Origin of the sequence: Demequina sp. NBRC 110057, assembly GCF_002090175.1 — a bacterium.
In the GTDB taxonomy this organism is placed as follows: Bacteria; Actinomycetota; Actinomycetes; order Actinomycetales; family Demequinaceae; genus Demequina.
The window spans coordinates 627,428-648,120 of record NZ_BBRN01000003.1 but is presented as its reverse complement, the minus strand read 5'-3'; the positions used below and the strand labels follow the sequence as shown (position 1 = coordinate 648,120).

Here is a 20,693-nt window from a genome sequence, read left to right as displayed (position 1 = left end):
CATGACCTTCACCTCCATTCCCGAGGCGTCCGACGGCGCCCTCCCCACCGAGCCCAAGCGCCCCACCATGGCGAGCCGCGTGAGCGCCTCGTTCGCGATGTTCCGCAACGGCAAGTCCATCGCGGGCCTCATCATCGTGGGCTTCTTCGTGATCCTCGCGGTGTTCGCCGACTGGATCGCGCCGTACGACCCGCTCGAGAAGGACTTCCAGGCGCTGCGTCAGGGGCCGTCCGCCCAGCACTGGCTGGGCACCACCCACATGGGCGAGGACGTCTTCAGTCAGATCGTCTACGGCACGCGCGGCGTCCTCATCGTGGGCCTCGTCGCTGGCGTGCTTGCCACGCTGGTGGCCGTCATCATCGGCGTCACAGCCGGGTACGTGTCCGGCTGGAAGTCCGAGTCGCTGTCCGCTCTCACCAACGTGTTCCTGGTCATCCCCGGCCTGCCGCTCATCATCATCGTGGCCTCGCAGTACGAGGACCCGTCGATCGTGCTGATCTCCGCTGTCATCGCGATCACCGGCTGGGCATGGGGAGCGCGCGTGCTGCGCGCGCAGACCATGTCGCTGCGCCACCGCGACTTCGTCCAGGCAGCCAAGGCCAACGGCGAGCGCCTGCACCGCATCATCGCCGTGGAGATGCTTCCCAACCTCACCGCCATCATCGCCTCGAGCTTCGTGGGCACCGTGACGGCAGCCGTCCTGGGCCTCACCACGCTGGCGTTCATCGGCGTGATCCCCATCACCAACCTCAACTGGGGAACCATCCTGTTCTGGGCGCAGCAGAACGGCGCCTTCCCCGATTACTGGTGGTGGTACATCCCCGCCGGCGTCTGCATCGCCCTGCTGGGCATGGCGCTGTCGCTCATCAACTTCGGCATCGACGAGTACGTGAACCCACGACTGCGTTCCGCCGGCGAGCGTGCCAGGGCGATGCGTAAGAAGGGGCTGTCCGCGTCCTCCGGCGTCACCGCCGTGCGGACGGCTCCCACCGACGAGTGAGCGCCGCTACGGTGGCACCCATGCGAGTAGTGGTCATGGGTGTCACCGGGTGCGGCAAGACGACGGTGGGCATGCGCCTGGCCGATGCGGTGAAGGCCGAGTTCATGGATGCCGACGACCTTCACTCGGCCGATGCTGTGGCGCAGATGGCAGCCGGGGTTCCTCTCACCGACGACGACAGGTGGCCGTGGCTCGCCCGCGTGGGGGAGTGGCTCGAGGGGACCGAGCGCGGCGTCATCGCCTGCTCGGCGCTGCGCCGCGTCTACCGCGACTGCATTAGGGACATCGCCGGCGAGGACGTCGTCTTCGTCCACCTCGCCGCGCCGCAGAGCGTGCTCGAGCCCCGGGTGCGCCTGCGTGCCAAGCGCGATGGACACTTCGCCGGCGCGGGACTGCTGGACTCCCAGTACTCCACGCTCGAGCCGCTCGAGGCGGACGAGGTGGGGGGAGAGGTCAGGGTCGAGAATTACGACCCCGCGGGCGCCGCGCTCGTGGCGCGGTCGATCGTGGAGTCCGCGCGGCGGTAGGCCCTGCCGCGCGGCTCAGCGACCGTTACGCCCCGAAGCCGACGCGGCGCTTGGACTCCTCGCCGATCTCCACGTAGCCGAGCGAGCCGGCGGGAACCACCACGCGGCGACCCTTGGCGTCGGTGAGGTCGAGCGTGGCTCCGGCCACGGCATCGGCCACCTTCGCGGCAACCTCGTCGCCGGACAGGTCGGTCTCGATGACGATCTCTCGCGCCACGTTCTGCACGCCGATGCGAATCTCCACGATGTCCTCCAGGGTCAGGGTGTTGAGGTCTGGCAACTATCGTAGGGGCGTGACCGACGACAAAAAGCGGCTGTTCGCGGGCAGGGGAATCACGCCCAAGGGGGGCCTCGTGGTCGCCGGCATCGTCGTCGGGGCCTTCGCGCTCGGCATCGGCGTGGGGTGGGGAACCTCCCTCGTGGGCGGCGAACTTGCCGCTCCCGCGCCCTCCGTCACCGCATCTCCCACCGCGTCCGAGACGGCGACGCCCGAGGTGTCGCTCGACCCCATGGAGCCCATCGACCGTGAGCTCGACGAGGCCGATGCCGCGGCGGGCCTCGTGTCGCTCGAGGTGCCGACGCAGGCGGACGGCACCTTCCACACGGTGAACGGTGACGCGCAACCCACGGGCGACGCGAAGTCGGTCAAGTGGGTCCGCGTCGAGACGGAGGACGGCCTCACCCTCGACGGCGACGCGCTCGCGACCTTCGTGATCGACACCCTGAACGACCCCCGCGGCTGGGGAGCCAAGGGCCTGTACGAGTTCGTGCCGACGACGGGAGCGCCCGACGTGCGCATCGTCGTGGCGAGCCCCACGACAGCCGCGGTGCGCTGCCCCACGCCCCACGTCGCCGCCCGCATCGGCGCGGTGACCGATGCCACAGCATCGGCGTCCCCCAGCCCCACCCCCGAGGCGAGCGCCGCCACGTCGTGCGCCGACGAGGGGCTCGTGGTGGTGTCCCTGTACGACTGGGCCGCGGGCCTGGACGGCTACGGCGACGACCGCACCGGGGCAAGGGAGTACCTGGTCAACCACGGGCTGGGACACGTCCTCGGCGAGGAGGACGTCACCTGCACGTCGGGCCGCGCCCCCGTCATGGCGGACCAGGCCGACCTCGACGACGCCTGCGACCCGAACCCGTGGCCGTCGCCGGACGAGCCGGTCGGGACGGATGAGCCCTCCGCCGACGCCTCGGCGACCGCCAAGGACGAGTAGCGCGCGTGCCTCCCGCGTCGATGTCGGTGGCGTGTGGTGGGGTGGGGCCATGTCGATGATCGACCTCGTCCCACCCGCGTCCCGGGCCTCCCGTGTGCTGCTCGACGCGGACCAGGAGGCGGCGGTCGAACGCATCGTCGCCGGCCCCGGCAACGTCGTAGTCGTCGGTCCTCCCGGGGCTGGCAAGACGTCGGTTGTGGCGGCCGCCGCGGCCCGGGCCGTCGCGCGCGGCGTGACCACCGACCGGCTGCTGGTGCTCGCGCCCACGCGCGCCGCCGCCGCCGACCTGCGCGACGTGGTGTCCGCCGGCGTTGACCGCGCCACGGGTGTGCCGGTGGTGCGGACCGCGGCGTCCGTGGCCCACACCATCCTCGCCGCGCGGGCCGAGAGCGCGGGAGAGCCGCCGCCCAGCCTCATCACCGGCGCCGACCAGGACGCCATCCTGCGCGACCTCCTCGCGGGCCACACGCGGGGCCAGGGCGCCCGCCCCGACTGGACGGGGGTCGTGCCCCAGGAGGCGACCGCGCTGCCGGGGTTTCGCGCCGAGCTGCGCGACCTCATCATGCGGGCCACGGAGGCGGGTCTCGACCCCGACGGGCTGCGCGACATGGCCGAGCGCACCGGGCGGCGCGAGTGGCACGCTGCCGCGCAGGTGCTCGAGGAATACCTCGACAACGTGATGTGGCGCACCCTGCTCGAGGGGCAGGGCCTGCGCTACGACCCCGCGGGAGTCGCGCGCGAGGCGGCGGTCGCCCTCGACACGTGGGAGCCCGCGTGGGGGCCCGCACCCGAGTGGGACCTCGTCATCGTCGACGACTACCAGGACGCCACCGCTGCCGTGATCGCGCTCATCGACGCGATCGCCGCCCGCGGGGCTCGGGTCGCCCTCGTGGGCAACGCCGACGAATCGGTCCAGGGCTACCGCGGCGCGGTGCCCGCCGCGCTCGCGGAGGCGACCGCGCCGACCGGGCGGCACGCCTTCGACGCCTCGCTGGTGAGGCTGACCGCGAGCCACCGCCAGCCCGCCGCCCTCGCCGGCGCCGTCGACGAGGTCACCGCGCGCATCGGCACCCAGTCCGTGGGCTCCGCCAGGCGGCCCGCCGCGGCCAGGGAGGATGGCCCCGCGCCCGTCGAGATCCTCGTCGCGCCCCACCGGTACGCGCAGTCGCGCGCCATCGCCGCTTCGCTGCGGCGCGCCAGGCACGGGCTCGACGGCCCGGCGACGCCGTGGAACCGGATGGTGGTGATCGCCCGGTCGAACGGGCATCTGCGGGCGCTGCGCTCCGACCTGCTGTCCGCGGACATCCCCTGCGAGTCGCTGGGAGACGGCGTCGCGCTGCACGAGCAGTCCGTCGTCGAGCCGCTGCTGGGCATGATGCTCGTCGCGGCGGGCGCGCGCGAGTGGGACGAGGAGCTGGCGACGCAGGCCCTCGCCTCGCGGCTCGTGGGGCTGGACCCCGTCGCGCTGCGACGGCTGCGCCGCGCGCTGGTGAGGGAGGACCGGATCGCGGGAGGCATGCGCGCCGCGGGAGAGCTACTCGTCGAGGCGCTCGCGGACCCCGCGCGGCTCGCGAGCCTCGGGGGCGAGGAGGCCCGTCTCGCGTCGCGCGCGGCCGCGGCGGTGGCCGCGGCGCGGACCGCGGCCTCCGAGGGGCAGACGTCGCCCCGCCGACTGATCTGGACCCTCTGGGAGTCGCTGGATGTCGCCGAGCGCTGGCGCGCGGCGGCCCTCGCGGGCTCCGCGCGCGACGACGCCGACCTCGACGCCGTGATCGCGCTCCTGCGGGAGGCGCAGAACGTCGAAGAGCGCATGCGTGGCGTCACCGCCCAGGGCTTCGTCGACCACCTGACGTCCCAGGAGTTTGCGATCGACAGCCTCGGCGCTCGCGCCCAGGGGTCCGATGCCGTGGCCTTCGCGACCCCGGCCTCCGCCGCCGGGCGCGAATGGGACGTCGCGGTCGTGGCCGGGGTGGAGGAGGGCGTCTGGCCCAACCTGCGCCTGCGCGATTCGGTGCTCGGCGCGCAGCACCTCGCCGAGATCCTCGCCTTCCGCGCCCAGCCCGAGCCGCTCGACGCCGAGCGCCGGTCGGCGCTCGCCGCCGCCGCCAGGCGCAGCGTCCTCGACGACGAGGCGCGCGCCTTTGCCGTCGCCGTGTCGCGACCCCGACGCGGCCTCGTGCTCGCCTGTGTGGAGGACGAGGACACGCGGCCCTCGCGCTTCATCGACTGGGTCGCGAGCGCGACCGGCGTCGAACCCCAGGCCACCGGGACCGTGCCGCGCGTCGCCGACCTTCGCCACGCCGTCGCCACGCTCCGTGCCGAGGGGGCCGCCGCGACCGGGGACGACAGGACGTCGTACGCGACGGCGCTCGCCGCGCTCGCCGACCTCGACGTGCCGGGCGCCCACCCGCGCGCCTGGAGCGGGGTGGCGGAGCCGTCCACCGCCGCCGGATACTTCGAGGGCGGCGACCCCGTGCGGGTGTCGCCGTCGCGCGTCGAGGGCGTCGAGCGCTGCGCGCTCAGGTGGGCGCTCGAGAGCGCGGGAGGGGTGGGCGCCGACAGCGACAAGCAGCAGCTGGGCACGCTCATCCACGAGCTCGCGCAGCAGCACCCCGAGGGCGACCTCGACGAACTGAGGACGGCGCTCGACGAGCGCTGGCACGAGATCGCCGGGACCGACACCCTTCCCGACCGCGCCCTGCGCGAGCGCGCGGACGCGATGGTGACGAGGCTCGCGGGCTACCTCACGTCCAACCCCGTCGACGCCGTCGAGCTCGAGGAGCGCTTCGAGGTCGTCATCGACGACGCGCTGCTGACCGGCAGCGCTGACCGTGTGGAGCACCGGGGAGACGCGACCCGCATCGTCGACCTCAAGACGGGAAGCGCCACGTACGCTGGCGACCCCGCGACCCACGCGCAGCTCGCGATGTACCAGCTGGCCGCCGCGCACGCCGCCTTCGCCGGCGTCGAACGCGCCGACGGGGCCGCCCTGGTGTTTGTGGGCGGCTCGACCAAGGGCCACGCGGTGCGCGAACAGCTGCCGATCGACGTCGAGGAGCAGCGGGCGCGCCTGGGAGACGTGGTCACGACCATGCGCGCCTCGGCCTTCGAGGCGACAGTGAACGACATGTGCGACCACTGCCCCGTGCGGCGCGCCTGCCCGGTGCAGGCGGAGGGACGCCAGGTGAGCGAGGCATGACGGACACCGCACTTCAGGCCGGCCGAGTGGCGGGCCTGGCCCGCAGCGTCGAGGACCTGTCAGCGATCATCGACGCCCGCACCACCCCGACTCCCGAGCAGGCGCGGATCATCGGCGCGGGCCTGGCCCCGACCCTCATCGTGGCCGGCGCCGGCTCGGGCAAGACCGAGACGCTGTCGATGCGCATGGTCTACCTGTTGGATCACGCCGAGGAGCTCTTCGGGAGGGCGCTCAGCCCCGACGAGATCCTCTGCCTCACCTTCACTCGCAAGGCCGCGGCCGAGATCGCGGAGCGGGCCGAGGCGCGCATCTCCGCCGTCTTCGGCGAGGACCCGGCGCGGCCCCCCGTCAGCGTCGCGACCTACAACGGCTACGCCGCGTCGCTCGTGTCAGAGCACGGCCTGCGGCTCGGCGTCGACCCCGACGCCGCGACAGTGACCGATGCCGCGCTGTGGCAGATCGCCGACGACATCGTCACGTACTGGGACGAGCCCGTCGACACGAGTGCCGCGATGAGTACGCTCACCGCCGCGATCACCCGCCTCGCGGGCCAGACCCGCGAACATCTGACGGACCCGGCCGCGGTGCGCGACTGGGCCGCGCGTACGCTCGCGAGCCTCGAGGGGCTCCCCGGCGCCAGGGGCGGCACCGCGCTCGTGAACGCGAATGGCAACCCCACCCCAGAGGCCGCCTCGCTCAAGCAGCTCGCCACCCTCGTCGACCTCGCCCCCATGGCCCAGGAGTTCCTTCGCCGCAAGCGCGACGGCTCGCTCCTGGACTTCTCGGACCAGGTCGCCTACGGCGTCGCCCTCGCGGACCTCGACGCCGTCCAGGCGATCGAGCGCAGCCGCTTCCGAGTGGTGCTGCTCGACGAGTTCCAGGACACGTCGCCCGCGCAGCTGCGGCTGTTCGCGCGCATGTTCGGCCCCGGCCACCCGGTCATGGCGGTCGGCGACCCCAATCAGGCCATCTACGGCTTCCGCGGCGCCTCGGCTAGCGCCCTGTCCTCGTTCGCGACGGAGTTCGGAGGGCCCGATGCCGTCGTGAGCCGCACCCTGTCCGTCTCGTGGCGCAACGAGGCCTCGATCCTCGCCGCCGCCAACGCCGTGGCGCGCGCGCTCCCCGCCCACCCCACCGTTCACGTCGAGCCGCTGCGCTCCACCGGCCAGTACCTGGGCCGCGAGGAGCCGCGCCGGGCCTTCCCCGGCGTGGCAGCGCACATGGCGGCCGACCTGCCGGCGGAGGCCGACGCTGTCGCGGACTTCATCGTCGCGCGGCGCGCGGAACTCGCCCGGGGCGGATCCGTGCCGACGGCGGCAGTGCTGTGCCGCCGTCGCGTCCAGTTCGGGCCCATCGTGGAGGCGCTGACCCGCGCGGGCCTCGACTACGAGGTGGTGGGCCTCGGCGGCCTCATCGACACCCCCGAGGTGGCGGAGCTCATCGCGCTGCTGCAGGTGGCGCACGACCCGTCGCGAGGCGACTCGCTCATGCGCCTCCTGACGGGGGAGCGGCTCGCGCTCGGGCCCGGCGACCTGATGGCGCTCAAGGACTGGTCCGACCGCGACCGCGACACCAGGGACCCGCGCGAACACGCGCCCACCATCGTCGACGGCGTGGACACGCTCCCCGGCCCCGGATGGGTCTCCGATGCCGGGCGCGCGCTGTCGGATGCCGCGCTGTCGCGCCTCGCCGTGTTGCGCGGCGTGATTCGCGCGATCCGCGAGCACACGTACCTGCCGCTGACGGAGCTCATCGTGTTCGCCGAGCGCGCGTGGGGCCTCGACATCGAGGCCGAGGTGGCGCGCCCTGACGGGCGTGCAGCACGCAACGTCGACGCGTTCCTCGACGCCGCCAGGTCCTTCGGGGCCGGGGCCGAACGCGCCACCCTTGGCGCCTTCCTCACCTGGCTCGAGGCCGCCAGGCGGGAGGAGCGCGGCCTCAGCGCGCCGGTCAAGGAGCCGGAGCCCGGCGCCGTCCAGATCCTCACCGCGCACAGCGCCAAGGGGCTCGAGTGGGACATCGTCGCGATTCCCGGCATGACACAGGGCACCGGTAGCGGCGCGAAGAGCCAGTTCCCGTCGGGAGCCGTGCCGTCCCTCGGGGAGGACGAGGACGGGCGCCAGCGGGTGACCGCGAACGACAGCGCCTGGCTGTCCGAGGCGGGAGCCTTGCCCTACCCGCTGCGCCTCGACCGCGAGGACCTTCCCCTGTTCGACCTCGGCGACGTGGGCGACCGCGCCTCGCTCAAGGAGGCCGTCGCCGCGTTCAAGGCCGAGGCGGGGGAGCACCGCATCGACGAGGAGCGGCGGCTGTTCTACGTCGCGATCACACGGGCACGTTCGCACGTGTTGCTGACCGGATCCTGGTGGACCACCTCCCGGTCGCCGTCGGCGCCGTCACTGTTCCTCGGCGGGCTCCGCGACGCGGGCATCGTCGACGAGGCCGGCTGGGCTCCACGCCCCGACCCCGAGGACGAGCGGCCCGTGGCGCCCGCCGCGGTGGGCGTCTGGCCGCGGCCCGCGACGCCCGAGCAGGAGCGCAGGCGCGCCCTCGCGGCGGACGTGGTCGCGGTGATGCCCGACATCGCAGCCTCGCCCCCCGACTGGGACACGCTGCCGTGGGGTCGCGACATCCAGGCCATGCTTGCCGAACGCGCGCTGCGCGCGGGAACCAGGGCGAGCGTGCCGCTTCCTGGCCACCTCACCACCTCCCAACTGGTGTGGATGCACCGGGACCGTGACGGGTTCGCCGAGCAGTTGCGTCGGCCCCTCCCGCAGGAGCCGACGCTCGCCTCCGCCCGCGGCACGGCGCTGCATTCGTGGATCGAGGCGCACTTCGGCCATCCCACGCTGCTGACCCCCGAGGACCTGATGCCGGAGGACGCCGTCGACGCGGCGGACGTCGAGGCCCTGCGTGAGACGTTCGCCGCCTCCCCCTGGGCGCGGCGCAGCCCCACCGACATCGAGGTGCGGGTGGAGCTCCCCGTCGACGGCGTGACGCTGCGCTCCCGCATCGACGCGGTGTTCCCGCCCGGTGGAGGCCTCGAGCGCGTCACCGTGGTCGACTGGAAGTCGGGGCGTCCGCCGCGCGACGACGCCGAGCGTGCCGCCCGCGAGGTGCAGCTCGCCGTGTACCGGCTCGCATGGTCGGAGTGGAAGGGCATCCCGCTCGAGGACGTGGACGCCGCGTTCTACTATGTGGCGGCCGACCAGACGGTGTGGCCCGAGCGGCTCCTCGGCCGCGACGAGATCGTCGCGCTGCTGCGCGGGACGTGACGGTGTCCGGCCGCGCGCGAGACAACGAGGACGACGCCGAGCGGTGGATCGTCGTCGACGGCCGTCGCTGGCGCCGCACCGATCCCGCGCTTCCCGACGACGTCGTCGCCCGGCTCACCTCTCACCTCGGTCGGGCACGCTCCGCCGTGGGGCGTGCGTCGAGGGCCGGGGACGACGATGCCGTGGCGGCGGCCCGCGCGCGGGTGTCGCTTGCCAAGCACGGCCTGGGCGAGCGGGGGCCGGCCTGGTGGGACGAGCGGGAGGCCGACCGCGTGGCGCGTGCGCGCGAGGCGCTGGACAGGCTCGACGAGATCGCTCCCGTCGAGGGCTGAGGGGCTAAGCCTCGTCGTCCGCGTCGTCGAACAGCATGGTCTCGAGGTCGGCGAGCATTCCCTCGCCGTCCGAGACCACATCGGCGTTGTCGGTGCGCACGCCGTACATGAGCCACCGCAGCAGCGCCATCTCCGAGGACAGCCTGGCGCGGTCGATCAGGTGCGGGTCGCGTGTCTCGCGGCGACGCATCCGGTAGGCCTCGAGCACCGACTCCATGATGTCGTCGGGGGCGGCGGCCACCAGCCAGGCGAGGTCGTCCGCGGGGTCGGCCACCCGCGCGTCCATCCAGTCGATGACGCCCCGTACCGTGTCCCCGGACACCATGATCTGGTGTTCGCCCAGGTCGCCGTGGACGACAGTCGGCTCGAATCGCCACCAGGCGACGTTCTCGAGCTGCTGCTCCCAGCGGTCCGCCAGGCGCGGCGGGACCTTGCCGGTCTGCATCCCCGCGTCGAGCTCCGACAGGCGGCGCTGGCGGTACTCCTCGGCGTCGTAGGCGGGAAGGCCCTCGTCCTCGACCAACGACGGCGGCAGCTCATGGATCTCGCCGATGGCGCGGCCCAGCGCTGCCGTCAGGCCGGGACCGGGCTCGAGGCGCGACAGGACCAGGGGAGCGCCGGGAACCTCGCTGTAGACGATGGCGCGGCCGTCGCCTGCGGGCTCCATCTGGGCGGCTCCGCGCGGGCGCGGCACGTCAAAGGACAGCAGCCCGGTGTCGTGGGCCCTGCCGAGCGCCTTCAGCAGCGAGCGCTCTGCCTCCAAGGCGGCGCCGGCCGCCGCGCGACGGGGCGCGCGCACGATCCACCTGGTGCCCGTGCCGTCCTTGACCACCACGACGTCAAAGTCGGCGTCCGAGTGAGGGCTACGCAGCACGTCGTAGACGTCGAGGCCGGGGACGGCCGCCGACGCGAGCGCTGCCAGCGCGAGGGGAGAACGAGGCACGCCCTCACGCTAGAGGAACAACGGGGGCGGGCGCCACGCTCCACGCCGTCATCGGTCGTTCACCCGTGCCGTAGCGTGGGAGGAGTGAGTGCCCCCGTCTTCCTTGACCAGCCCCTTCTCGTCGATCGCGCCGCCGAGCGTCGCGGCGACGCGGACCTTGCCAGGGCCGATGCCGTGGTCGTCGTGGACGGCGCGGTGCTCGCCCGCGACGGCGCGCCGGTGCTGCTCGCGCCGGGGGAGCACCCGGAGGCCTCGCTCGTCGCGTACCTGGGGGCGGCGGACGGCCGCGATCTTGCCCTCCTCGTGCCCGCCGACGGGGAGGCGGGAGTCTCCGCGGCGCTCGAGGCGGGCGCCGCGCTGGTGCCGCTGCGCCCGCTGCTGGCCAGCCTCGACGCCCGCCCCGACGGCGCGCGCGACCGCGAACTCGTCACCACCGCCGTGGCGCTCCAACGCTGGCACGCCAACCACCCGCGCTGTGCCCACTGCGGCGAGGCCACCGTCGCCATCAGCGGCGGCTGGGTGCGCCGCTGCGAGGCGGAGGGGCGCGACCACTATCCGCGTACCGACCCGGCGATCATCGTCGCGGTCACCGACGACCAGGACAGGCTGCTCGTCGCGCACGCCGCCACCTTCTCCGCGGGCCGCTACTCGCACCTCGCGGGCTACGTGGAGCCCGGAGAGAGCTTCGAGCAGGCAGTCCACCGCGAGGTGGCAGAGGAGGTCGGCCTCGCCGTGACCGACGTCGCGTACGTGGGGTCGCAGCCGTGGCCCTTCCCCGCCTCGGTGATGGTGGGATTCACGGCGCGTGCAGCGTCGGCCGCCCTCACGCCGGACGGCGTGGAGATCACCGACGCCCTGTGGGTGACCAGGGCCGAGCTCGACGAGGCCACCCAGGCCGGGCGCATGGTGCTGCCCCCCGCGGGATCCATCGCGCGCAGCCTCCTCGAGCAGTGGCGCCAGTCCGGCACCGCCGATGTCGGCGCCGCCTGACACCATGGCATCGATGTCAGCAGACCAGATCCTCGAGGCCCTCGACCCCGAACAGCGCCAGGTGGCGACCGCGCTGCACGGGCCCGTGTGCGTACTCGCCGGCGCGGGCACGGGCAAGACGCGTGCCATCACCCATCGCATCGCGTACGGCGTGCAGGTCGACGCGTACAACCCGCAGTCGGTGCTCGCCGTCACGTTCACCGCCCGCGCGGCGGGGGAGATGCGTCAGCGGCTGCGCGCGCTCGGAGCCCCCGGCGTTCAGGCGCGCACCTTTCACGCGGCCGCGCTGCGCCAGCTCAGCTACTTCTGGCCGCAGGTGGTCGGCGGGCAGATCCCTCAGCTCGTCGAACACAAGGCGCCGCTCGTGGGCCGCGCCGCACGCGTGGCCGGACTCCAGCCGGACCGCCTCACCGTGCGCGACCTCGCCAGCGAGATCGAGTGGGCCAAGGTGTCGCTCGTGTCGCCCGACGACTACGTGAGGGTGACGGCCGATGCTGGCCGGCCGGCCCCCGCTGGCGTCGAGCGCCGACAGGTGGTGGACGTGATGCGCGCCTACGAGGAGGCGAAGACGGAGTCGGTGGTGCTCGACTTCGAGGACATCCTGCTCCTGCTCGCGGACATCATCGGCCGCCACGGCGAGGTGGGGGAGCAGATCCGCCGCCAGTACCGCCACTTCGTGGTCGACGAGTATCAGGACGTCTCCCCGCTCCAGCAGTTCCTGCTCGAACAGTGGATGGGTGACCGCAACGAGCTGTGCGTGGTCGGCGACCCCGCCCAGACCATCTACTCGTTCGCGGGGGCGAGCCCGCAGCATCTCCTCGGCTTCACGCGCACGCACCCCGGCGCGGCGGTGGTGCGCCTGGTGCGTGATTACCGCTCTACCCCGCAGGTGGTGAACCTCGCGAACGGCCTCATGGCCCAGCGCGGCGCCGCCGGCATGGGCGTCGAGTTGGTGTCGCAGCGCGCCTCGGGGCCCGAGCCCGAGTACACCGCGTATGAGGACGATGCCGCGGAGGCCGCTGGCGTCGCCGACAGGATCGGCAGGCTCGTCGCCGCCGGCACTCCCGCCTCACAGATCGCCGTGCTGTACAGGATGAACACTCAGTCGGAGGTGCTCGAGGAGGCGCTCAGCACGCGCGGCATCGGCTACCTGGTGCGCGGCGGCCAGCGCTTCTTCGACCGCGAAGAGGTACGCAAGGCGATGGTGCTGCTGCGTGGCGCCGCCGTGGCGCCCTCGGACGAGCCGCTCGGCTCGCAGGTGAGGTCGGCGCTGTCCGACGCCGGCTGGTCGGAGGAGCCGCCCGCCGCGCGCGGCGCCGTGCGCGAGCGGTGGGACTCCCTTCAGTCGCTCGTGCAGCTCGCCGACGACGTGGACGAGGACGCGGGCGGGTCGGCGACCATGCGCGAGTTCGTCGAGCACATGGTCGAACGCGCGCAGGCGCAGCACGCTCCCGCGGTCGACGGGGTCACCCTCACCACCATGCACGCCGCGAAGGGCCTCGAGTGGGACGCCGTGTTCGTCATCGGCTGCTCCGAGGGGCTGCTCCCCGTGAAGATGGCCGAGACCCCGGAGGCCGTCGAGGAGGAGCGCCGCCTGCTGTACGTGGCGATTACCCGCGCCCGTGAGCACCTGCACCTGAGTTTTGCCCGTTCTCGCAAGGAGGGAGGCCGCGCGACGCGCAAGCGCACCCGGTTCCTCGATAAGTGGTGGCCGGACGCCGTGCGGCCCCGGGAGCGGCGCGCGTCGACCAAGGACGCCCTGCGGGAACTCGATGCGGACCAGGTGCGGCTCTACGAGGCGCTCAAGGCGTGGCGCCTCGCGATCGCCCAGAGGGATTCGAAGCCCGCCTTCACGGTCCTCGTGGACACGACGCTTGTGGAGATCGCGCAGCGACGGCCAGGCACGCTCGGCGAGCTTGCCCAGGTGCGCGGCATCGGCGCGTCCAAGCTCGACGCCTATGGGCAGCAGGTGTTGGAGGTGGTCGCCGAGGCGTGAGCGGCATCGCGCGCGGGCTCAGCCCAGGCGCGTCCGGCGCGCGGTGACCTCGTCGCCCACGGCGCCGGCCGCCCCGCAGTCGCAGGCGGGGTGGGGAGCCACGTCGGCCCGCGTGGCGAGACCGGAGCGCGGCACCCGCCATGCGGTGCCGGCCGCGGCATCGGCCGCCGCACAGAGGTGCGCGGCAAGCGCCGCCACGAGGGCGAGGGGCGCCGCGGGGGCCCCGGTGGGCCGGGCCGCGCACTGCGCCGCGAGCCACGGAAACTCGGGGTCGGCATCGACCCTGGTGAGGTCGGCGCACGTCCCGCACGCGCCCTCCCCGGGGCGAACCAGCGGGCCGACGGTGACTCCCTCGTCGTCGGTGGTCACGACGAGGTGGGGGAGGTCGCGTGCCACGAGCGCGAGGGCGAGCGGCGGGCTCGCGCCGACGCCCACGACCACGTCGATGTCCGCCTCGGCGTGAGCCATGAGCGGCACCGCGCGCGGGGAGAGGACATGCAGGCGGCGCAGCGCCGCGGTGCGCGCGGGTCCGGGAAGGTCCCCGGCCTCACGGGCAGCGAAGCCCGCCCTGCCTCCCGCGGCGATCACGCCCGCGACGATCGCCACGCCGAGCGGCCCGGTATCGCGCACCCTGACCCGGACGGGGGCGGGCGCCGCGTCCCCGTCCAGGGCGCCGTGAGCCTCGAGGGCACGCCATAGGGGAGCGTGCGCGGCGCGCTCGGCGGGCGTGGGCTCGCGGCCGTGCTCGAGGCGTCCGACGAACTCCCGGGCCTCGTCCCCGAGGCCACGCAGCACGAGCGGCCTGGAGAGCCCCACCTGCAGCGCGCCATCAGAGCGGGCAAGCACGGGTACCCCGGTCCTCAGGCGCATTCCCCGAGCCTGCCAGCCGCGGGGGGCCCGCAGGCGTTGTCCACAGGGGTGCCCTGCGGCGCCTGACGAGCAGGGGCCGGGAACGACGACGGCGGGCCGCCCCCCGAAGGGGCGACCCGCCGTGACGTGTAGTCCGCGGTGAGGCGATTAGGCCTTGCCGAGGATGCGGTTGAGCTTGGTGCCGCACTCGGGGCACACAGCCTTCGCCATACGGCGGCCGTTCTCCGAGACGACGACGTCACCCTCGGTGGTGCGCTTGTCCTTGCACTTCACGCAGTAGAACTCGCCCTGGTACTTGTCGGCCATTCGGCTTCTCCTTCTCGTAGTCGCATGGCGCCTGAGCGCCGTGCAGTTCTGGTGGCCCAGTGGGCCGATCAGGACCCAGCGTAGACGGGGATGATGGTTTTTCGGCACATGCCGCCCTCCCCGTGTCGCGCCGGATCACACCTGGGGGGTTGCGGGCCCGTTCTCGTCGTCGTCGGACGGGGGCCGCTGCGAGTCCTCGACGGCGCCGCGCAGGAGCGCCTCGAGCTCGCGGTCGACGTCGTCCGCCTCGCCGCCGCCGTCGACCCAGCGGGTCACCCAGGCGGCGCGGTCGTCGAGGTCCGTGCTGGTGGGAAGCATGTCGGGGTGCGACCAGACGCGGTCGCGGGACTCGGCGCCTGCACGGGTGGTGACCTCGCGCCACAGCGCCGCGGCCTCCCGCATGCGGCGCGGCCGCAGCTCGAGGCCGAGCAGGGTCTTGAAGGCGTCCTCGGCGGGTCCGCCGGCAGCGCGGCGACGCCGCAGCATCTCGCTCAACGCGCCGATGGAGCCCAGGTGCGGGGCGGCCGCGCGCAGCGTCACCTCGTCGACCCACCCCTCGATGAGCGCGAGCAGCGTCTCGATGGACGCGAGCGTCTCCTCCTGCGACTCGGAGTGACGCGGGTTGAAGATGCCCTCGGTGAGTGCGGCCTGCAGCTTGGCGGGGTCCGTGACGCCGATCTCGGACACCGCGGAGTCGAGCGCCTCCAGGTCGATGCTGATGCCAGCCGCATAGCGTTCGATGAGGTTGTGAAGGTGTCCGGGAAGCCACGGCGCGGCGGCGAAGAGACGCACGTGTGCCGCCTCGCGCAGCGCCAGGAACGTCAGCACCTCATCGTCGGGAAGGTCAAGGCCAGCCGCGAACTCGCGGATGACGGTCGGCACCAGGGTGACGCGCGGCTCCGCGAGCAAGGGGAAGCCAAGGTCGGTCACGCCGAAGGTCTCGCGAGACATCTGGCCCGCCGCCTGACCCATGTGCATGCCGCACACTGTCGGACTCACCGACTGCACCAGCGCACCCGCCTCGTCGCCGTTGAGGCCCATCGCCTCCATGGCGGAGCCGGAGCCGTCCTCGCCGCGCAGGATGGTGCCCAGCGCCTTCGACACGCTCACGGCCACGGGGCCGGCGATGACGCGCCAGGTGGGCAGGGTCGCCTCCACCCACTCGGCGCGGCTGACGACGCGCGGCTCGAGCGAGGTGGGGTCGAAGTCCGTGGCGGCGTCGAGCCAGAGTTCCGCGCGCGAGATCGCGGCCCGATGGGCCTGGGCGACGGCAGCGGTGATAGACGGATCGCCCCCCTGGGCGGCGACGCCGCGGGCGACGTCGTGGGCAAGGGTCCAGTTGACGTCCTCGCCCTGCGACTGAGAAATGAGGGAACGGATCTGACCCAGGACGTGGTCCATCATCGCCGGGTTGCCGAGCATCCCCGAGGCCTGCGCGAGCGCGCTCGGATCCATCCCCATGCGCTCGAGCTCCGCGAGGGCCGCCTCCGCATCGTCGCCAAACAGCTCGCGCAGCAGGCGCATCCAGGGGGTGTTGTCGTCGGTCACGAAGGCTCCCGGGGTCGTGCCGCCCGCGCCGTTCGCGGGCGTCGGGTCAACGGTAACGCGGGCGAACGCGAGTTGGGTCAGCCGTTCGCTATGAGCAATGATGGCCCGGTGACGAACGAGCCGGACCCCTTCGCCCCCGTCGAGGATGTCGTCGAGCCGACCACCCGAAGGGACATGGTCCTCGCGGTCACCGGGCTCGGTTCCGCGCTCCTCCTGGCGCTGCTGTCGATCCTTCCGGCGCAGTTCGCGATCGGCGCCCCGGGACCGACGTTCAACACCCTCGGCGAGGAGGACGACGGCACCCCCGTCGTCGAAATCTCGGGCGCGGACACGTATCCCGCCTCTGGTGAACTGCGGCTGACGACAGTCTCCGTGGCCAGCGCCAGCTCCACCTGGTTCTCGCTCGGCCAGGTGCTGCGCGGCTGGGTGTCCGACGCTCGCTACGTGCAGCCGGAGGAGGCCGTGCTTGGCGACCCCGACGAGCGCGACGCCGTCGAGCAGCAGTCGGAGCAGCAGTGGGTGACCTCGCAGCAGTCGGCCACCGTCGCCGCGCTCGGCGCCCTGGGACAGGAGGTGCCGGCCACGATCACCGTCGCGGAGCTGACACCCGAGTCGAATGCGCAGGGCCTCCTGCGGGAGGGTGACCTCATCACGGCGATCGACGGCAGTCCCATCGACTCCTACACCGACCTCTTCGACGTGCTCGCGACGGTGGCGCCAGGCGACGACATCACGGTCACCGTCACGCGCGACGGTGAGAGCCTCGACGAGACGTTCGCCACCCTCGACGACGGCGACGGCGGCGCTGTCATGGGTATCTACGTGCGGCCCGACTTCGACATGCCGATCGACGTCACCGTCAACGTGGACCAGGTGGGCGGTCCCTCCGCCGGCCTGATGTTCGCTCTGTCGATCATGGATCAACTCACCGAGGACGACGAGTTAAACGACGCTCACGTCGCCGGCACCGGCGCCATCAGCGCCGACGGCGACGTCGAGCCCATCGGCGGCATCCGCATGAAGCTCCATGGCGCTCGCGACGCGGGCGCCGCCTACTTCCTCGCGCCCGTCGAAAACTGCGATGAGGTCGTGGGGAACATCCCCGACGGCCTATCCGTCTTTGCTGTCGACGACATCGACGACGGCTACGCGGCGATCACGGCCATCGGCTCCGGGGACACCTCCGGGCTGGCCACCTGCGACGCCTCCTGATTACGCTGGACCCCACCGCCACCGCTGACGACCAAGGACACCATCCGTGACGTTCGACGACAGACCCGATCGCCCGCCGCGCCCCGCTGCGCCGGTCCCGCCCAAGCGCCGTTCCCCGCTCCTCATCGCCGGCATTGCCGTCGCGATCCTGGTGGTGGTCACCGTCATCGCCGCTAACGTGTGGACCGAAGTGGCCTGGTACCAGCAGGTCGGGTACACCGGCGTGTTCTGGACCCAGTGGGTAGCGCGACTCGCGGTGTTCGCGATCTTCGGGCTGCTCGCGGCAGGCGCCGTCTTCCTGACGCTGTGGGTCGCCAAGCGCGTGCGCCCCGCCGCGAGGGGACGCCGCGGCGCGCTAGACCAGTATCGCGAGCAGATCGAGCCCGTAGAGCGCGGCATCATGATCGCGCTTCCCCTGTTCGTAGGCCTCATTGCGGGTTTCGCGATGGCCGCACGCTGGCAGGACATCCTCGCCTGGATCAACCGCACCTCCTTCGGTGAGACGGACCCCCAGTTCGGCCTCGACCTGTCGTTCTACGTCTTCACGCTTCCCGTGCTGCAGGCGATCGTGGGCTTCTGGCTCGTGATCACCATCCTGTGCACCCTGCTCGCCGCCTTCGTGCACCTGCTGTACGGCGGCATCTCCGGAGGCGGCCGCGAGTTCGTCGCCTCGGGTGGCGCGCGCATCCAACTGGCAGTCTCCGGCCTCGCGGTCATGATCGGCATCGCGGCCAACTACTGGCTCGATCGATACGCGCTGCTCACCGACACCTCGGGCGACTACGACGGCGCGACCTACACCGACGTCAACGCGATCCTGCCGGCCAAGGGCATCCTGTTCGGCATCGCGCTGGTCGTGGGCCTGCTGTTCCTCGCGGTCATCTGGCGCGGCGACTGGCGCATCCCCGCGGTGGGAGTGTCGATGATGGTGCTGTCCGCCCTCGTGATCGGCGGCATCTACCCGGCCGTGGTGCAGAACTTCCAGGTGGACCCGAACGCGCAGGACCTCGAGTCCGAGTACATCCAGCGCAACATTGACGCCACGCTCGCGGCCTACGACCTTGAGGACGTTGAGACCACTCCGTACGACGCGACCACCGAGGCATCGGCCGATGCCCTGCGTGCCGACGCGGAGACGACCGCGCAGATCCGCCTGCTCGACCCGAACATCGTGTCGCCTGCCTTCCAGCAGTTGCAGCAGAACAAGCAGTACTACAACTTCACCGATCAACTCGCGGTGGACCGCTACGAGGTCGACGGTGAGCTCAACGACACCGTCATCGCGGTGCGTGAGCTCGACCTTGGCGGCCTGGGCACGGAGAACCGCACGTGGGTCAACGACCACACGGTGTACACACACGGTTACGGCGTGGTCGCTGCCTACGGCAACAAGACCACGTCGGACGGCCAGCCCGCCTTCTTCCAGGGTGGCATCCCGTCCGTCGGTGAGCTCGGCAACTACGAGCCCCGCATCTACTTCGGGCAGACGCTGCCGGATTATTCGATCGTGGGCGCCCCGGAGGACACGACCCCGTGGGAGCTCGACTACCCGACCGACGAAGGCGAGACCAGCCAGGTCAACACGACCTACACCGGCGAGGGTGGCCCCTCGATCAGCAACCTCTTCGAGAAGCTGATGTATTCGATCAAGTTCGGCGAGGAGCAGATTCTGTTCTCGGACCGTGTGACGAGCGAGTCGCAGATTCTGTACCACCGCGACCCGCTGGACCGCGTGGCTCGCGTGGCGCCGTACCTCGAGCTCGACTCCACTACCTACCCGGCCGTCGTCGACGATCGCGTCGTGTGGGTTGTCGACGGCTACACGACCACGGACAACTACCCGTACGCCGCGTCGCTGCAGTCGACGGCGCTGTTCGCCGGTTCCGAAGAGTCGCCCCTGCCGACGGTGCTGAACTACATGCGCAACTCGGTCAAGGCGACCGTCGACGCCTATGACGGCACGGTCACCCTGTACGCCTGGGACACCGAGGACCCGATGCTGCAGACCTGGCAGAAGGTGTATCCCACGAACCTCCAGTCCATCTCGGAGATCTCGGGTGACCTGATGAGCCACCTGCGCTACCCCGAGGAGTTCTTCGAGGTGCAGCGCTACCAGCTGCAGCGTTATCACGTCACCGACGCGGCCTCGTTCTACTCGGGCCAGGACACGTGGACGCTTCCCGACGACCCGACGGTCGGCGAGACCACCCTGCAGCCCCCGTACTACCTGACGCTGCAGATGCCGGGCCAGGACGAGCCGTCGTTCTCGCTGTACAGCTCGTACATTCCCGGCGGCGAGACGGACCGCAACATCCTCACGGGATACCTCGCGGTGGACTCGGAGACGGGCAACACGGACGGCGAGGTCGCGGAGGGGTACGGCACGCTGCGCCTGCTCGAACTTCCTCGCAACACGACCATTCCCGGTCCGGGCCAGGTCCAGAACTTCTTCAACACTGACTCCGAGGCGCAGACGACGCTGAACCTGCTGCGCCAGGGTGACTCCGACGTGGTGAACGGCAACTTGCTGACGCTCCCCGTCGGTGGCGGACTGCTCTACGTGCAGCCGGTCTACGTCCAGTCGTCGGAGGGCACCAGGGTGCCGCTGCTCCAGAAGGTCTTCGTGTCCTTCGGTGAGGAGATCGGGTTCGAGGACACGCTTCAGGAGGCGCTGGACGCCGTGTTCGGTGCCGGAGCGGCGCCGGAGTCGGAGGACACCGAGACCATCACTGACGACGGCGAGGTGACCGACGAGGCGCCCGTCGACGGCGAGGAGGGCGAGGGCTCAAGCACTCCCGAGCCGACCACGTCGGCGACCTCGGAGCCTGCCGAGACCGAGACCTCGGAGCCCAGCGAGTCCTCGACGGCGGGCACCGACGACCGCGACCTCGCCGCCGCGCAGGCCGACCTCGACACCGCGCTCGCGGATGCTCAGCAGGCGCTCGAGGACGGCCAGGCAGCGCTCTCGGACGGCGACTTCGCCGCCTACGGCGAGGCCCAGGACCGCCTGGCCGATGCCCTCGAGGACGCCGTCGCGGCCGACGACCGAGTGAACGAGCTCGGGGGTCAGTAAGAGGCGATTTGGAGGCTCGCCCCGCGTCGGGTACAGTTGTCATCACCGACGCGGGGTGGAGCAGTTCGGTAGCTCGCCGGGCTCATAACCCGGAGGTCGCAGGTTCAAATCCTGTCCCCGCTACGAGAGAACGAAGGCCCGGACCATATGGTGCGGGCCTTCGTCGTTTCCCCGGACCCTGGCGTGGTCCACCGCCAGCGGCTAG

Annotated in this window: 15 protein-coding genes and 1 tRNA gene; 11 read left to right on the top strand and 5 right to left on the bottom strand. The window is 72.2% G+C overall.

From position 1 onward, the window contains the following. Position 1 precedes the first annotated feature (1 nt). A complete protein-coding gene (locus B7K26_RS02915) occupies positions 2–1,000 on the top strand; it encodes an ABC transporter permease (RefSeq protein WP_084077163.1) in 999 nt (332 codons plus the stop codon). Between the two features lie 20 nt (positions 1,001–1,020). Continuing rightward, positions 1,021–1,527: a gluconokinase gene (locus B7K26_RS02910; RefSeq protein ID WP_084077162.1), complete on the top strand. Its 507-nt coding sequence runs from the start codon at positions 1,021–1,023 to the stop codon at positions 1,525–1,527. A gap of 25 nt (positions 1,528–1,552) precedes the next feature. On the opposite strand, the gene B7K26_RS02905 is transcribed toward B7K26_RS02910, so the two are convergent. Continuing rightward, positions 1,553–1,771: a DUF3107 domain-containing protein gene (locus B7K26_RS02905; RefSeq protein WP_084077161.1), complete on the bottom strand. Its 219-nt coding sequence runs from the start codon at positions 1,769–1,771 to the stop codon at positions 1,553–1,555. A 49-nt stretch (positions 1,772–1,820) separates the two neighbouring features. Here B7K26_RS02905 and B7K26_RS02900 point away from each other — a divergent pair, with 49 nt between their 5' ends. From B7K26_RS02900 to B7K26_RS02885, 4 genes are read left to right on the top strand one after another with little or no spacing between them, the layout of a single operon-like run. Further along, positions 1,821–2,744, top strand: a complete 924-nt coding sequence (locus B7K26_RS02900) for a DUF3152 domain-containing protein (RefSeq protein ID WP_159449588.1) — start codon at positions 1,821–1,823, stop codon at positions 2,742–2,744. A 49-nt stretch (positions 2,745–2,793) separates the two neighbouring features. Next, positions 2,794–5,943 carry an ATP-dependent DNA helicase gene (locus B7K26_RS02895; protein ID WP_159449587.1) on the top strand — a complete coding sequence of 1,050 codons (3,150 nt, stop codon included), beginning with the start codon at positions 2,794–2,796 and terminating at the stop codon, positions 5,941–5,943. Next, entirely contained in the window at positions 5,940–9,218 is a 3,279-nt protein-coding gene (locus B7K26_RS02890) for an ATP-dependent DNA helicase (RefSeq protein ID WP_084077158.1), read from the top strand. Before B7K26_RS02895 ends, B7K26_RS02890 begins: the two co-directional genes overlap by 4 nt. A gap of 2 nt (positions 9,219–9,220) precedes the next feature. Further along, positions 9,221–9,550, top strand: a complete 330-nt coding sequence (locus B7K26_RS02885) for a biopolymer transporter Tol (protein ID WP_084077548.1) — start codon at positions 9,221–9,223, stop codon at positions 9,548–9,550. 4 nt (positions 9,551–9,554) lie between these two features. On the opposite strand, the gene B7K26_RS02880 is transcribed toward B7K26_RS02885, so the two are convergent. Continuing rightward, entirely contained in the window at positions 9,555–10,493 is a 939-nt protein-coding gene (locus tag B7K26_RS02880) for a phosphotransferase (protein WP_084077157.1), read from the bottom strand. 84 nt (positions 10,494–10,577) lie between these two features. On the opposite strand from B7K26_RS02880, the gene nudC reads away from it, so the two are divergent. Further along, a complete protein-coding gene (nudC, locus tag B7K26_RS02875) occupies positions 10,578–11,483 on the top strand; it encodes an NAD(+) diphosphatase (RefSeq protein ID WP_084077156.1) in 906 nt (301 codons plus the stop codon). A gap of 13 nt (positions 11,484–11,496) precedes the next feature. Beyond that, the gene (locus tag B7K26_RS02870) at positions 11,497–13,479 is read left to right on the top strand and encodes an ATP-dependent helicase (protein WP_143340432.1); all 1,983 of its coding nucleotides are present in this window, start codon (positions 11,497–11,499) and stop codon (positions 13,477–13,479) included. Between the two features lie 18 nt (positions 13,480–13,497). Here the strand turns inward: B7K26_RS02870 and B7K26_RS02865 are convergent, their stop codons facing one another. From B7K26_RS02865 to B7K26_RS02860, 3 genes are all read right to left on the bottom strand, one after another. Next, complete coding sequence (locus B7K26_RS02865; protein ID WP_143340431.1) at positions 13,498–14,349, bottom strand: hypothetical protein; 852 nt, start codon at positions 14,347–14,349, stop codon at positions 13,498–13,500. 147 nt (positions 14,350–14,496) lie between these two features. Then, positions 14,497–14,655, bottom strand: a complete 159-nt coding sequence (locus tag B7K26_RS13005; RefSeq protein WP_143340430.1) for a DUF5679 domain-containing protein — start codon at positions 14,653–14,655, stop codon at positions 14,497–14,499. 135 nt (positions 14,656–14,790) lie between these two features. Then, on the bottom strand, positions 14,791–16,203 hold the full coding sequence (locus B7K26_RS02860) for a zinc-dependent metalloprotease (RefSeq protein ID WP_234998665.1): 1,413 nt from the start codon (positions 16,201–16,203) through the stop codon (positions 14,791–14,793). A 108-nt stretch (positions 16,204–16,311) separates the two neighbouring features. Between B7K26_RS02860 and B7K26_RS02855 the strand changes: the two genes are divergently transcribed. From B7K26_RS02855 to B7K26_RS02845, 3 genes are all read left to right on the top strand, one after another. Further along, positions 16,312–17,415 carry a PDZ domain-containing protein gene (locus tag B7K26_RS02855; RefSeq protein WP_234998664.1) on the top strand — a complete coding sequence of 368 codons (1,104 nt, stop codon included), beginning with the start codon at positions 16,312–16,314 and terminating at the stop codon, positions 17,413–17,415. Positions 17,416–17,461: 46 nt separating this feature from the next. Further along, positions 17,462–20,488 (top strand): UPF0182 family protein, encoded by a 3,027-nt coding sequence (locus B7K26_RS02850; RefSeq protein WP_234998663.1) that lies wholly within the window; start codon positions 17,462–17,464, stop codon positions 20,486–20,488. Between the two features lie 49 nt (positions 20,489–20,537). After that, positions 20,538–20,611: transfer RNA gene (locus B7K26_RS02845), tRNA-Met, on the top strand. Positions 20,612–20,693 lie beyond the last annotated feature (82 nt).

Bases quoted from the DNA above. Each gene is read 5' to 3' on its own strand.
- B7K26_RS02890 (WP_084077158.1), top strand. From the start codon at position 5,940: ATGACGGACACCGCACTTCAGGCCGGCCGAGTGGCGGGCCTGGCCCGC.
- B7K26_RS02865 (WP_143340431.1), bottom strand. From the start codon at position 14,349: ATGCGCCTGAGGACCGGGGTACCCGTGCTTGCCCGCTCTGATGGCGCG.
- B7K26_RS02910 (WP_084077162.1), top strand. From the start codon at position 1,021: ATGCGAGTAGTGGTCATGGGTGTCACCGGGTGCGGCAAGACGACGGTG.
- B7K26_RS02915 (WP_084077163.1), top strand. From the start codon at position 2: ATGACCTTCACCTCCATTCCCGAGGCGTCCGACGGCGCCCTCCCCACC.
- B7K26_RS02895 (WP_159449587.1), top strand. From the start codon at position 2,794: ATGTCGATGATCGACCTCGTCCCACCCGCGTCCCGGGCCTCCCGTGTG.
- B7K26_RS13005 (WP_143340430.1), bottom strand. From the start codon at position 14,655: ATGGCCGACAAGTACCAGGGCGAGTTCTACTGCGTGAAGTGCAAGGAC.
- B7K26_RS02870 (WP_143340432.1), top strand. From the start codon at position 11,497: ATGTCAGCAGACCAGATCCTCGAGGCCCTCGACCCCGAACAGCGCCAG.